This window comes from Pontivivens nitratireducens (assembly GCF_011290545.1).
Lineage (GTDB): Bacteria > Pseudomonadota > Alphaproteobacteria > Rhodobacterales > Rhodobacteraceae > Pontivivens > Pontivivens nitratireducens.
The window spans coordinates 1,849,085-1,861,908 of sequence record NZ_CP049811.1 but is presented as its reverse complement, the minus strand read 5'-3'; the positions used below and the strand labels follow the sequence as shown (position 1 = coordinate 1,861,908).

The window sequence follows — 12,824 nt, the reverse complement described above, 5'->3', positions numbered from 1 at the left end:
ATAGGACAGTGCCGGTCCGGCCATGGCAAGCGTGCAATCAGATTTCCGGCGGCCAGGGGCGTTCGGCTTCTTCCTCGATCCAGCGTTCGACCCATTCGGGCAGAGGCGGATTCCAGTCGGGTTCGCGCATTTCCTCCAGCACTTCGGCTATCGGAACCATACGCCGCGCCCCGGTGGTGGCGATCCGGTACACCACATGGACATGACATTCGTCCTTTCGCCAGATGCTCTGATGCAGATAAATGAACCGTTCGTCATAGCCCAGCGCGCGCGACAGCATGGTATAGCGGCGAAACGGCAGGATGCGCTTGCGGTACTGCACGTTCGCCCCGGCGGTGGTCAGCCCCCAGCCACGGCGGCGCAGGGCGCGGGCCAGGCCGCAGCGAAACCCCCACGGGATACGCCCCAGATCGAAGATCGTCAGAATACGCCCGTTGTTCATCTCTCCGAACACATCGACGTCCCAGGGCCAGCAGATATGACGGGATTCGTGCAGGCCACCTGCGGACAGGTCCTGCTGGCGGTTCGACAACAGCATGTGCCATGCTAGTCTTGCGAACGGATACATGGGTCCTCCTTCGACAACTGCGGCAGGCACTCTTGCAGGAAATCGCCGTGGCGACTACCTCTTGTCGAACCCGATCCAGATGCTCGTGCGCAGTATAGTTCAAAGCCGCACCCCCACGAAAGGCCTTGCCGATGACCTCCCTTCTGATGATCCTGCTCTACGCCGTTCAGATCGCGTTCTGGATCGTGCTCGCGCATGTGATCATGAGCTGGCTGATCTCCTTCAATGTGGTGAACTTGCAGCAGCCCTTCGTCTATCAACTTTGGTCGGGCCTGAACCGGCTGCTCGAACCGGTTTACAGCCGTATCCGGGGTTTCCTGCCGGCAATGGGCGGGCTGGATTTCGCGCCGCTGGTGGTGTTCTTTATCCTCTACGCGCTGCGGATCATCATCACCAACAACCTCTACACGATCTAGGACGTCAGGCTGATCGGCCCGCGTGGCGTGGTGAAGGTCGCACTTAGTGAGCTGGATGGCGACGCTACGCACTGAACGGCCTCGATCTCGCGAACCAGCGTCTGCACGTCCAGCGATGCACCCGCGATTGTCAGGCGTTCAAGTGTGATCCCGCTGTCCGGCAGGCTTCGTTCCGGGGTGGTGACATCTGCGGGCCATTCGATAAGGGTCGGGGCGCGCCCCTGCTCGACCAACGCGCCGTCGGGGCGAACGCTCAGATCCCAGTGCAGGCCGGTGCGGGTGACACGCACGCCCTCACCCAGCGGCAGCGCCGTCGCGCCAAGCGCATGCGTCAGATCGTCCACCCGTGCGACCCAGGTCAGCAAACGCGGACCTTGCCGCAAGGAGGCGCGCACCTGCGGATCGTCCAACCCGAACCAGCGCGGGCGCGTCACCTCAGCCGTCGGATCCACCGCGATCACTTCGAGATAGCACCCACCCAGAGACCACAGCGCGTTGTGCGTGCCCATAAGCGGATGCACGCCCGCCCCGCCCGGCGCAACGCCGAGCGTCCGTTCCATCCACGCACGCCCCGTTTCCAGATCGTCGGCGGCGAAAACAAGGTGGTCGATCTGCATCATTCGCCTCGTGTCATCATGGCTTCATATGGCGATGACATTTGCATATCATCCTCACGCGGGACATGGCGATCTTTCATCCTCTGCCAGCTGGATTTCAGGCCGGGGCGTCGCGCGGCCCTACGCAATGGGAGCGTAAGACATGATCGGATACCGACTGCCCCTAGCGTCATTCAGAAGGCCCGCTGCACGTGGCGGCGCGAAGCCTGAGAGGTTCGCATGACCCACGTCCCGCTGTCACACGCCTTGCCTGTCTATCTGCGCATCGGGCTGCTGTCCTTCGGCGGGCCTGCGGGGCAGATCGCCCTGATGCATGAGGAACTGGTGACGCGGCGCGGCTGGGTGGCGGCACCTGCCTTTCAGCGCGGCCTGAACGTCGCGATGTTGCTGCCGGGGCCGGAGGCGCAGCAGCTCGCCACGTGGCTGGGCTGGCGGGTGCATGGCCTGTGGGGGGGGATCGCGGCCGGTCTGGCCTTTATCCTGCCCGGTACGGCCTTGATGATCGTGCTGGCATGGATCGCGGCGACGCAAGCTGACAGCGGCCCGATCGCCGCGATCTTCTACGGCATCCAACCGGCGGTTTTGGTCATCGTCGCACGGGCTATGGTGGCACTGTCGGGCCGGTCCCTGCAGGGTGCGAGGTCTTGGGCACTGGCGATCGCGGCCTTCGTAGCGCTGTCGGGTTTCGGGCTGAGCTTTCCCTTGGTGGTACTGCTGGCGGCGCTCATCGGATTCGTCCTGCCGCCTGTTCCGCAACCGGATATTCCCCCGACCGCACCCGCCCGGGCAGCCACCGGGCGGTTGATCGCGGTCTCGATCCTCGGCGTGGCGATGGTCTATGGCATCGTACGCTTCACGCTGGGTACGACGCCCTTCGACGGTGTGGCGGAGCTGTTCCTCTCCGCCGCGTTTGTCAGTTTCGGCGGCGCCTACGCCCTGCTGCCCTATGTGGCGGAGCAAGCGGTGGAGGTACATGGCTGGCTGACCCCGGAACAGATGCTCAACGGGCTGGCCATTGCGGAGGCGACACCCGGCCCGCTGATACTGGTCAACGTCTATGCCGGGTATTTCGCCGGTCATTCCGCCGGAACCTCGGGTGTAGTAACCGCCTGTCTGGCCTGTTTTTATACATTTGCGCCCAGCTTCATGCTGATCCTCGCCGCGGCACCGCATGTCGAGAGCATCCAGCGGCGGCGCTGGATCCGGCAGGCGCTGGCCGGTGTTTCCGCCGCCGTGGTCGGAGTGGTGGCGAACCTCGCGCTCTATCTGGGGCGGGCGGCGCTATGGCCCGATCCCGCGCACGGACCCGACTGGATCAAGCTGGCACTGCTGGTCATATTCGCGGGAATCGCCTGGAGGTTGAAACCATCCGTGCCCATGCTGATTGGAACAGGGGCACTGGTCGGATTGCTGTTGCATCTGGCGGGGGTGATCTGAGCAGGCTTTCCTTACCAGCGATGATCCGACATCCTGCCCGAAACAGGAGAGATTGATGACTGACCTGCCCGCCCGCCTGCTCGACGTGATCCAACACGATATATTGCCGTTAACGCGTAAGGGCGTCGCGCGCGGGGACAAGGTGTTCGGCGCCGCGATCCTGCGCAAGTCCGACCTGTCGCTGGTTCTGGCCGGAACCAATGCCGAGACGGAAAACCCGCTCTGGCATGGGGAGGTTCACACCCTCAAACAGTTCTATGAGCTGCCCGATACGCCCCCGACAGACGACCTGATCTTTCTGTCCACCCACGAACCCTGCACCATGTGCATGTCCGCAATCACCTGGGCGGGCTTCGACAATTACGCCTATTTCTTCAGTCACGAGGACAGCCGGGACGGCTTCGGCATTCCGCACGACCTTAAGATCATGAAGGAATTATACGGGCTGGATGCAGGTGAGTACCGCCGGGACAATGCTTTTTTCAAGGCCAGCGCAATCAGGCCAATGCTCAACAGCTCACCAAAACTGACGGCACAGGCGGACAGGATTTCAGCCGCCTATGCCGATTTGTCGGACGCCTATCAGAAAACGAAATCGGGCAATTCAATTCCGCTCAATTGAACGCGGCATGCTCCCCCCAGAGCTGCTCGACCCGCGCATCGCGGCCGCAGCGTGCGCGGTAGAATCGATAGCGCAGAGGGTTCTTTTCGTAATAATCCTGATGATAATCCTCAGCCGGATAGAACGTTCCGCCATCCACGATTTCCGTTACGATCTGCTGGCCCAGTTCCTCAGACAAGGTGGCGGAAACCTGTCGGGCGATGGCAAGCTGATCCTCATTTTGCGCATAGATACCAGTGGTGTAGCCGTATCCACGGTCACAGAACTGCCCCCCGTCGTCGAGCACGTCCACCGTGCGCAGCAGGTATTCGGTCAAGGTCGCGTAATCCACGATATCCGCATCGTAGACGATTTGGACGACCTCCCGGTGGCCCGTTCCACCTGCCGTGACCTCACGGTAGCTGGGGTTTTCCACCGTGCCGCCCGCAAAACCTGATGTCGTCTCCAACACGCCGTCCAGCTTGTCGAAATCGCTCTCCACACACCAGAAACAACCACCGGCGAACACGGCCTCCTGCCGGTCCTGGGCCATGGCGGGGCCGGTGAGAGTCAATAGAGCGGCTGCGGCGAGAGAAAGTCGGATCATATTCAGCTCCTAATGCGGGGTGTTGCTGTGAACTGATGCCGCTCCCGCATCTGGGCAAGCGATCCTACGCAGTCGTGATGACAACGTGAGCGTGGCAACAAAGTCTTAAACCTTTGCGTGCATCAAAGCTGAAATTGAGAAAGGTCATCATATGCCATTGTTTGCCATCGTCATGCAGGGAATGGCGCTGATCGGCCTGCTACTGTTCAGCCTGGTCCCCTCAGACAGTCACGTGGGTGCCATGCTGATCTGGTCGCGTGAGGACGTGCAATCCGTCGCTGAACGGGCGGGCGCGCACTGGGCGGGCCTGCAGGGGCCGCTGGGCACGCATATCGTTACCGGCTCCGCGCAAAGCCTGCACGACCAGGGCGCGTTCGTTCTGCTCAATCTCGAAACTCTGGCCGTCCTATGTGGAGCGTACGCATGAAAAATTTTGCAAACCGGGTCGGCGTCATACAGATAACTGGCGCCTTCTCCATCCTCCACATTCCTCTCATCGGTCTGATCGCGTTCATCATGGACAAGCCGATGCTGCTGGGCATGGGGTTGTCCGCCGCTCTGTCAATTCCGGCGATGATACTGGCCATACGTCGCGAATACGGCGCGCCCAGCTCGGTTGCGCTGGGTCTGGTCGGGCAAGCGATGATTTTGCTCGCCCTGCTTCAAGGAAACACGATGCAGGGCGATCTGCATATGTATTTCTTTGTCATACTGGCCATTGTCGGAACGCTCGACAGCCGCCCGGCGATCATCGCCACCGGAGCCGCGGTGGCGTTGCATCATTTGTTTCTGAACTACTACCTGCCTGCACTGGTATATCCCGATGGCAGCAGTTACGGGCGGGTTTTTCTACACGGTCTGTTTGTCGTGATGGAATGCATCGCGCTCGTTCTGGCCCACGAATGGCGCAAGCGTCTGACCGACCTTCGCAATATCGCACGAGTGCAGGCGGAGCGTGACGCGGAGGTCGCCCGTGAAACCCAAGTGCAGCTGACGGAGATTACCGACCGTGCCAGCAGTGAGCGTCGAAGAACGATAGAACAGTTCGACAAGGCGTTCGCAGATCTGATTTCTCAGGGCGCGGCAGGCGATTTTTCCGCACGCCTGTCCGAAGATTTCGAAGACGAGGTCTTCTCCCGCATCGCGGCGAAGCTCAACCACCTGTTCACCTCCGTCGAGTTCAGTGTCGATCAGGTGGAGCAGCAATTCCGTGCCTTGGCCGACGGACGGTTGCAGCATCGGATGGATACGGCCGGGTTGGGCCGGTTTGCGGATATCGGTATTGCCGCGAATGGAGCCACCAGCGCGCTGGAGGCCGTGCTGAGCGAGACTGACCGCGCGGTACGCATGACGCGGGAGACGGTAACCAAGGTTCTATGCGATACCGATACCGTATCCGAGCGCGCCTCTCAACAGGCCGCCGCCATTGAGGAAACCGCCGCTACGACACAGCAATTCACGGAATCTCTGGAAATCGGGCAAACTCTGCTGCGCGATGTCGGCGCCATGGCAACGCATCTGTCGAAACATGCGAGCGAGGGTGCCGATGTGACCGCCGCCGCCGTCGCATCTGTCGGCAAAATCGCACGCGGCTCCGGTGAAATGCGTGAAATTCTCGGAGTGATCGAAGCGATATCCTTCCAGACGAACCTTCTGGCGCTCAACGCAGCGGTGGAGGCAGCCCGCGCTGGCGAAGCGGGTCGCGGATTCGCCGTTGTCGCGACCGAGGTGCGACGCTTGGCCAAACGCAGTGCGGACGCTGCCAACGATATCTCCGCCCTTATCGAGGATTCGAACGGCAACATGCAAAGCGGGGTCGAGATGGTCGAACGCGCCGGCGGGATGCTGTCCGAGATCACCGAGCAGACACGCAATGTCGCAACTCAGGTCGCCCAGGTCACCCGCACGGCTGAAGAACAGACCATAGGCTTGCGCGAAATTGACGCCGCGATCACCGCCATGGAGAGCAGCGTTCAGTCAACCGCCAATATTGCGGAGCGAACAACCCGATCCATGGGAGAGCTCGCAGACCAGATCGGGCTGGTGGAACGCAACCTGCGCAGTTTCAGCATCGAGCGGATGGTTGAGGAGGAAATTCCCGAACCGGCGGCGGACACAACCCCGCCCCTTAGCACAGGCAACACTGCGCTGGCCTATGAGGAGGATTGGTCCGAGCTTTGAGCAATACGCCCTGACGCTCACTTGCGATCGCGGGCCGCCAGCAATTTCAGCCGAAGCGCGTTGATCTTGATGAAACCGGCGGCGTCCTTCTGATCATAGGCACCGGCATCTTCCTCAAACGTGACGTGCTGTTCCGAATACAGACTGTCCTCGGACCAGCGTCCGACACATTGCGCGCTGCCCTTGTACAGCTTGAGCCGCACCGTCCCATTCACCCGCGCCTGGCTGTGGTCAATCGCGGCCTGAAGCATCTCACGCTCCGGGCTGAACCAGTATCCATTGTAGATCAGCTCGGCATAGCGCGGCATCAACTCATCCTTCAAATGCGCCGCACCGCGGTCCAGAGTGATGGATTCGATGCCCCGATGTGCTTCGAGCAGCAAGGTGCCGCCCGGCGTTTCGTAGATGCCACGCGACTTCATGCCGACATAACGGCCCTCGACCAGATCGAGCCGACCGCAACCGTGCTTGCCGCCCAGTTCGTTCAGCTTGGTCAGGATTGTCGCGGGGCTCATCTCCTCCCCGTTGATCGCAACGGCATCGCCCTTGGCAAAGGTGATCTCGACATGTTCGGCTGTATCGGGGGCGTTCTCGGGGCTGACTGTCCGCTGGTAGACATAATCGGGTGCCTCGATCGCCGGATCTTCGAGCACTTTGCCCTCGGACGAGGTGTGCAGCAGGTTCGCATCGACGGAGAACGGCGCCTCGCCGCGCTTGTCCTTTGCAATCGGGATCTGGTTCGCCTCGGCAAATTCCAGCAACTTTGTGCGCGATGTCAGATCCCATTCACGCCACGGCGCGATGACCTTGATATCGGGGTTCAGGGCATAGGCGCTGAGTTCGAAACGCACCTGATCGTTGCCCTTGCCGGTCGCGCCGTGGGCGACGGCATCCGCTCCGGTTTCGGCGGCAATCTCAACCAGACGCTTGGAAATCAACGGCCGCGCGATGGAGGTGCCCAGCAGGTACAACCCCTCATATACCGCATTCGCGCGGAACATCGGGAACACGAAGTCCCGCACGAATTCCTCACGCACGTCTTCGATGAAGATGTTCTCTGGCGCGATGCCCAGCAGCTCCGCCTTCTTGCGGGCTGGCTCCAGTTCCTCGCCCTGCCCCAGATCGGCGGTGAAGGTCACGACTTCACAGCCGTATTCCGTCTGAAGCCACTTGAGGATGATGGATGTGTCCAGCCCGCCTGAATAGGCCAGGACTACCTTCTTGGGTGCGCTCATTGCGATCTCCTCACACGGGGGCAAACAGTTACGGCTTCGCCTATCCGATCGGGCGGGGCTGTTCAAGCGACCCGCGGATCCTTGTCCGGGGCCGCTGCGGTTTCAACGCATGCCTGTGCTCACATGAGAATGTCCTCAATGTGGCAGTGCCGGTGACGCCTCGATTGCCGCAAGAGGTAATACAACCTGAAATTGCGTGTTGTGAGGAGGTTTTGCGATGCCACACGGAATGCAATCCATGGAAAGCCAGACGGAAAATCCGCCGCACCATGGATATGCAAAACGGAGCGCCCCCATTGGGGACGCTCCTAATGCATTGAAAATTTAAAAAATATGTGCTTCGATTTCAAAGTCAGTTCGTTAGAAAGTCTTAATGCACCCAAGCTGCCTCCCAATGGTTAACGAGGTCTTTAGAGAGGCGAGTGATTGCCCCTAGATTCATGCTTAGGTTTATTTTTGCTTAAGAAGTTCAACCCTTAGCAGATTAAGTTCTCGTTCTTTTCCGACTGATACACGGATGCACCGATTCTGAGGGCTGACAAAAGGCATCCGAACGAAGCATCCGGCCTGTGACAGCGAATCGAGAATCGCTTTGGCACGATCCACCCCTTCACCGCAGTCGATGGTCACGAAATTCGTGGCGGAGGGCAGCGGCGCGAAACCGGCCTGCCGCGCCATGTCGGACAGGTCTTCGCGTGCGGCGGCGGTTCTGGTCAGCACGCTTTGCAGCCATTCCTGATCCTGCAGAGCGGCAAGTGCGCCCGACTGCGCGATCCGGCTTACGCCGAAATGATTGCGCACCTTCGCAAAGGCGGCCGCCAGCTCCGGGTGCGTGATCGCATAGCCGATGCGGGCCCCCGCCATGCCATAGGCCTTGGAAAATGTGCGCATGCGGATCACGCAGGCATTCGAGGTGTCGAGCGGGGGCAGCGTGCCATCCGGCGCGAACTCACCATAGGCCTCGTCGAGGCACAGCACGCATCCGTCCGGCAAACCGTCGATCAGGCGCTGAACCGTCGCCGCATCGTGCCATGTGCCCATTGGATTGTCGGGGTTGGCCAGATAGAGCAGCTTGGCGTCCACCTCGCGCGCCTTGGTCAACAGGGCGTCGGGGTCTTCATGGTCGTCGCGATATGGCACTGTGTGCAAAGTACCGCCATAACCCGTCACGTGGTAATTGAACGTCGGATAGGCCCCCAGCGAGGTGACCACGGCATCGCCCTGTCCGACCAGCAGCCGCACCAAGTAGCCGAGCAGACCGTCGATCCCCTCGCCCACCACGATGCTGTTCATGTCCACTTCCAGATGCTCTGCGAGAGCCGTGCGAAGATCGTAACTTTCGGAATCGCCATATTTCCAGCTGTCCGCCGCGGCATCGGCCATTGCGGCAATGGCGCGGGGCGACGGGCCAAAGCCGCTCTCGTTTGCACCCAATCTGGCCGCGAAGGCCGCACCACGAGCGCGCTCCTGCACTTCAGGCCCCACGAACGGCACGGTCGAGGGGAGCGAGGCGGCCAGCGCCGTAAAACGAGGGCCGCTCATAACACGACCTTGCGCAGTTCGGGATGCATGACCCAGACAAGCGCATCCTCACGCGGCTCCCCGGGCCAGCCGATCAGGCCGAGCGCTGCGTCCGCGCCCTTGTAGGCAGGCTTCTTCGGCAGATCCATGTCCAGCGCATCCGCGATTTCACGCGCCATCATTCCGTATTGCAGGTTCACACCGGCGGGCGTGGGGTATCCGGCGGCGGCGGCCAGTTCGGCCACAGTCAGCCCCGCATCGCCTGCCGCCGCATGGGCCAGCGCCATCGCGTGCAGCTTCGGCGCAAGGTCCAGGGTGGCCCAGGCCTCGCCATATTCCTTCGATGTGGGTACGGCGAACTTGCCGATCCTGCGTCGTGCGGCCTCCCGATCGCCATCGCGGCGGTCGAGCATTTCGCACAGCGTATCGACGGCACCATCCGCCGTGTCGCCCTCGGCCTGTGCGACGGGCGCGTCGTCCCCGTCGATGAAGGCGGTGGCCCGGACCAGATCCGAAATGGAGGACACGCGAATGAAATAGCGTCCGTACTGAACGTCATCGTGCTGGTTCATGCCAGTGCCCTCACTCGGAGTTGTGCGGCCCGCAGCTTGTCGGCCTCGGCCTCGGCTGCGGCCAGTCTGTCGCGTTGTTCGGCAACGATGTCCTCGGGCGCCTTGGCGAGGAATTTCTCGTTGCGCAGCTTGCCGTTCAGGCCGCCGATTTCCTTGGCCAGCTTGGCCAGCGCCTTGTCCAGACGGGCCTCCTCGGCCTTCACATCGACCAGACCGGCCAGCGGCAGGCAGATCGTCGCCCCGGCGAGGCCCAGTGTTACCGCCCCCTCGGGCACGGTATCGGCATAGGTCACGTTCTCGACCCGCGCCAGACGTTCGACCAGCGCGCGGTTATCCTCGAACCGCTGACGGGTTTGATCGTCCGCCGCGACCAGGACGAGGCCGGTCTTCGCGCTGCCCGGCACGTTCATTTCCGAGCGGACGGAGCGGATTTCCTCGATCATCGCGCGGATCCAGCCGATCTCCGCCTCGGCATCTGCATCGCTGAGGTCGCCATAGTCCGGCCAGTCGGTCGTGACGAGCATCTCGGGCCGCTCCGCCGTCCCCTTCCACAACTCCTCGGTGATGAAGGGCATGAAGGGGTGCAGCAGGATCAGGCATTGGTCGATGACCCACGCCATGGTGGCCCGGGTTTCCTCCGCCTGATCGCTGGCGAACAAAGGTTTGGCGAACTCGACATACCAGTCGCAGACTGTCCCCCAGACAAAAGCGTAGAGCGTGCTGGACGCATCGTTGAAGCGGTAGGCGGCGAGCGCCGCGTCCACATCGGCCTTGGCCCGGGCGGTTTCGGCCATGATCCAGCGGTTCACCTTGGCGCGCGGATCGGGCTGGCCGCCGGCATAGCTGGCCGGTGTCGCATCGTTCATTTCGGCAAAGCGGGCAGCGTTCCACAGCTTCGTGCCGAAGTTGCGATAGCCCTCGATTCGCTGAGTGGACAGCTTCAGATCACGCCCCATCGCCGCCATTGAGGACAGGGTAAAGCGCACCGCATCAGCGCCGTACTGGTCGATCAGGTCCAGCGGGTCGAGGACGTTGCCCTTCGACTTCGACATCTTCTGCCCCTTCTCGTCCCGGACGAGCGCGTGGACATAGACGGTATGGAACGGCGCACGCGATTGCGGGTCCATCTGCTTTTGCATCATCATCATCCGGGCAACCCAGAAGAAGATGATATCGAACCCGGTGACGAGGACGGAGGTCGGGTAATACTTCTCCAACTCTGGCGTCTGCTCGGGCCAGCCGAGCGTGCCCATCGGCCAAAGGCCGGAGGAGAACCACGTGTCTAGGACATCTGGGTCGCGACGAAGGCCTATCGTTAGATTATCAGCATGATCTTTCGACAACCATATTGTTTCTGTGTCGCCTGCCGCATCGTCTTCGTAATCTCTGCCTCCGACTACAACGTTCGCTCCGTCTGGATAGGCGGCTTTCGCAAGTTCAATTGCCTCCTCTTCTGATGAAGCACAGAAGCGAGAATACTCACCAAAGATTGATCCCATAAATTCAGTTGGGGCATTCAGGCTTTCTACATACTCTACCTTCGGCCCGTACCAAACCGGCACTTGATGCCCCCACCACAACTGGCGGGAAATGCACCACGGCTCGATATTCTCCATCCAGTGGAAATAGACCTTGGCATCCCTATCCGGCAGGATCTGCGTTTCACCGGATCGCACGGCCTCCATCGCGGGGCCGGCCAGCTTGGCGGCGTCCACGAACCACTGGTCGGTCAGCATCGGTTCGATCACCACGCCGGAGCGGTCGCCATAGGGCTTCATGATCGACTTGTTCTCGACGAGGGGGATGTGGCTGGGCACGTCCCGGACCTGATCCGGGACCGCCTCACCGTCCTCCGCATCGGTGTCGTCCTTCGCCGCCTCCGGGTTCGGGATCATCACGGCCAGCCCCTCGGACGTGATGGCCTCGACGATCTTCGTGCGGGCCTCGAACCTGTCCAGACCGCGATATTCGTCGGGAACGAGATTGATCTGATCGACCTCGGCCTCGCTGAACTCCGCACCATCCAGGATCGCCTGCGCCTTCGCCGCGCTGTCCGCATAGGACAGGCCGTCGTCGCGCATCGCCGCAACCGTGTTCATCAAACGGTAAAGAGGGATGCCGCCACGCTTGGCCACCTGATAGTCGTTGAAATCATGCGCGCCAGTAATCTTCACCGCGCCGGAGCCGAAGGCCATGTCGGGATATTCATCGGTGATGATCGGGATCAGGCGGCGCGTTTCCTTCGGCCCGACGGGGATTTCGCAGCGTTTCCCGACGATGGGGGCATAGCGCGCGTCATCGGGGTGCACCGCGACCGCGCCGTCGCCCAGCATGGTTTCGGGCCGGGTCGTCGCGATGGCGATATAGTCGCGGACCTCACGCAAGGTGACGGTGCCGTCCTCGTCCTTCTCGACATATTCATAGGTCTCACCGCCGGCCAGCGGGTATTTGAAGTGCCACATGTGGCCCGGCTCGTCACGGTTCTCGACCTCCAGATCCGAGATCGCCGTCTCGAATTTCGGGTCCCAGTTCACCAACCGCTTGCCGCGATAGATCAGACCGGCCTCGTACATCTCGACAAAGGTCTTGATGACCGCATCGGGGAAGGTGCCGGACATGGTGAAGGCGTTGCGGTCCCAGTCGCAGGAGGCACCCAGCCGCTTGAGCTGTTCGATGATGGTGCCGCCGGATTCTTCCTTCCACTCCCAGACCTTTTCGAGGAATTTCTCACGGCCCAGTTCGCGACGACCCGGCTCCCCCCGTGCGGCCAATTGGCGTTCGACCACCATCTGCGTGGCGATGCCCGCATGGTCCTGTCCCGGCTGCCACAGCGTGTCGAAGCCGCGCATCCGGTGCCAGCGGACCAGAATGTCCTGCAATGTGTTGTTGAACGCATGACCCATATGCAGTGAGCCGGTGACGTTCGGCGGTGGGATCATGATGCAGAACGGATCCGCGCCGGGCTTGGCGTTGGCCCCTGCCCGGAAGGCCCCGGCCTGTTCCCACGCGGTCGCGATCGCGGCCTCGCTGGTGGTCGCATCGAAATTCTTGTCCATCGCCATGTCTGCT

General features: G+C 61.6%; 12 protein-coding genes. 5 read left to right on the top strand and 7 right to left on the bottom strand.

What is annotated here, in order from left to right:
- Nucleotides 1-37: 37 nt before the first annotated feature.
- Complete coding sequence (locus tag G8E03_RS09210; RefSeq protein WP_166190919.1) at nt 38-568, bottom strand: acyl-CoA thioesterase; 531 nt, start codon at nt 566-568, stop codon at nt 38-40.
- 131 nt (nt 569-699) lie between these two features.
- On the opposite strand from G8E03_RS09210, the gene G8E03_RS09205 reads away from it, so the two are divergent.
- Nucleotides 700-984, top strand: coding sequence for a YggT family protein (locus G8E03_RS09205; protein ID WP_166190917.1), 285 nt, complete (start codon nt 700-702; stop codon nt 982-984).
- Here G8E03_RS09205 and G8E03_RS09200 read toward each other — a convergent pair.
- On the bottom strand, nt 981-1,604 hold the full coding sequence (locus G8E03_RS09200) for a VOC family protein (RefSeq protein ID WP_205793047.1): 624 nt from the start codon (nt 1,602-1,604) through the stop codon (nt 981-983). The genes G8E03_RS09205 and G8E03_RS09200 overlap by 4 nt on opposite strands.
- Before the next feature lie 216 nt (nt 1,605-1,820).
- Between G8E03_RS09200 and chrA the strand changes: the two genes are divergently transcribed.
- A complete protein-coding gene (gene chrA / locus G8E03_RS09195; protein ID WP_166190913.1) occupies nt 1,821-3,038 on the top strand; it encodes a chromate efflux transporter in 1,218 nt (405 codons plus the stop codon).
- Between the two features lie 55 nt (nt 3,039-3,093).
- Nucleotides 3,094-3,660 (top strand): tRNA-specific adenosine deaminase, encoded by a 567-nt coding sequence (locus tag G8E03_RS09190; RefSeq protein ID WP_166190911.1) that lies wholly within the window; start codon nt 3,094-3,096, stop codon nt 3,658-3,660.
- On the opposite strand, the gene msrA is transcribed toward G8E03_RS09190, so the two are convergent.
- Nucleotides 3,653-4,246: a peptide-methionine (S)-S-oxide reductase MsrA gene (gene msrA / locus G8E03_RS09185; protein ID WP_166190909.1), complete on the bottom strand. Its 594-nt coding sequence runs from the start codon at nt 4,244-4,246 to the stop codon at nt 3,653-3,655. The two genes, G8E03_RS09190 and msrA, sit on opposite strands and share 8 nt — an antisense overlap.
- A 151-nt stretch (nt 4,247-4,397) precedes the next feature.
- Here msrA and G8E03_RS09180 point away from each other — a divergent pair, with 151 nt between their 5' ends.
- Together G8E03_RS09180 and G8E03_RS09175 are read left to right on the top strand one after the other, a co-directional pair.
- On the top strand, nt 4,398-4,673 hold the full coding sequence (locus tag G8E03_RS09180) for a hypothetical protein (RefSeq protein WP_166190907.1): 276 nt from the start codon (nt 4,398-4,400) through the stop codon (nt 4,671-4,673).
- Complete coding sequence (locus tag G8E03_RS09175; RefSeq protein WP_166190905.1) at nt 4,670-6,427, top strand: methyl-accepting chemotaxis protein; 1,758 nt, start codon at nt 4,670-4,672, stop codon at nt 6,425-6,427. The genes G8E03_RS09180 and G8E03_RS09175 overlap by 4 nt, the downstream gene beginning before the upstream one ends.
- Before the next feature lie 17 nt (nt 6,428-6,444).
- Here G8E03_RS09175 and G8E03_RS09170 read toward each other — a convergent pair whose 3' ends face one another.
- The 4 genes from G8E03_RS09170 to G8E03_RS09155 all read right to left on the bottom strand — a co-directional run bounded on the left by G8E03_RS09170 (nt 6,445) and on the right by G8E03_RS09155 (nt 12,817).
- Nucleotides 6,445-7,662, bottom strand: a complete 1,218-nt coding sequence (locus G8E03_RS09170; protein ID WP_166190903.1) for an argininosuccinate synthase — start codon at nt 7,660-7,662, stop codon at nt 6,445-6,447.
- A 450-nt stretch (nt 7,663-8,112) separates the two neighbouring features.
- Entirely contained in the window at nt 8,113-9,204 is a 1,092-nt protein-coding gene (locus G8E03_RS09165) for a pyridoxal phosphate-dependent aminotransferase (protein WP_166190901.1), read from the bottom strand.
- On the bottom strand, nt 9,201-9,755 hold the full coding sequence (locus G8E03_RS09160) for a hypothetical protein (RefSeq protein WP_166190899.1): 555 nt from the start codon (nt 9,753-9,755) through the stop codon (nt 9,201-9,203). The genes G8E03_RS09165 and G8E03_RS09160 overlap by 4 nt, the downstream gene beginning before the upstream one ends.
- A complete protein-coding gene (locus G8E03_RS09155; RefSeq protein ID WP_166190897.1) occupies nt 9,752-12,817 on the bottom strand; it encodes a valine--tRNA ligase in 3,066 nt (1,021 codons plus the stop codon). The genes G8E03_RS09160 and G8E03_RS09155 overlap by 4 nt, the downstream gene beginning before the upstream one ends.
- Nucleotides 12,818-12,824: the final 7 nt, after the last annotated feature.

Bases quoted from the DNA above. Each gene is read 5' to 3' on its own strand.
- msrA (WP_166190909.1), bottom strand. From the start codon at position 4,246: ATGATCCGACTTTCTCTCGCCGCAGCCGCTCTATTGACTCTCACCGGC.
- chrA (WP_166190913.1), top strand. From the start codon at position 1,821: ATGACCCACGTCCCGCTGTCACACGCCTTGCCTGTCTATCTGCGCATC.
- G8E03_RS09160 (WP_166190899.1), bottom strand. From the start codon at position 9,755: ATGAACCAGCACGATGACGTTCAGTACGGACGCTATTTCATTCGCGTG.
- G8E03_RS09175 (WP_166190905.1), top strand. From the start codon at position 4,670: ATGAAAAATTTTGCAAACCGGGTCGGCGTCATACAGATAACTGGCGCC.
- G8E03_RS09180 (WP_166190907.1), top strand. From the start codon at position 4,398: ATGCCATTGTTTGCCATCGTCATGCAGGGAATGGCGCTGATCGGCCTG.
- G8E03_RS09210 (WP_166190919.1), bottom strand. From the start codon at position 568: ATGTATCCGTTCGCAAGACTAGCATGGCACATGCTGTTGTCGAACCGC.
- G8E03_RS09205 (WP_166190917.1), top strand. From the start codon at position 700: ATGACCTCCCTTCTGATGATCCTGCTCTACGCCGTTCAGATCGCGTTC.
- G8E03_RS09190 (WP_166190911.1), top strand. From the start codon at position 3,094: ATGACTGACCTGCCCGCCCGCCTGCTCGACGTGATCCAACACGATATA.
- G8E03_RS09170 (WP_166190903.1), bottom strand. From the start codon at position 7,662: ATGAGCGCACCCAAGAAGGTAGTCCTGGCCTATTCAGGCGGGCTGGAC.
- G8E03_RS09200 (WP_205793047.1), bottom strand. From the start codon at position 1,604: ATGATGCAGATCGACCACCTTGTTTTCGCCGCCGACGATCTGGAAACG.
- G8E03_RS09155 (WP_166190897.1), bottom strand. From the start codon at position 12,817: ATGGCGATGGACAAGAATTTCGATGCGACCACCAGCGAGGCCGCGATC.
- G8E03_RS09165 (WP_166190901.1), bottom strand. From the start codon at position 9,204: ATGAGCGGCCCTCGTTTTACGGCGCTGGCCGCCTCGCTCCCCTCGACC.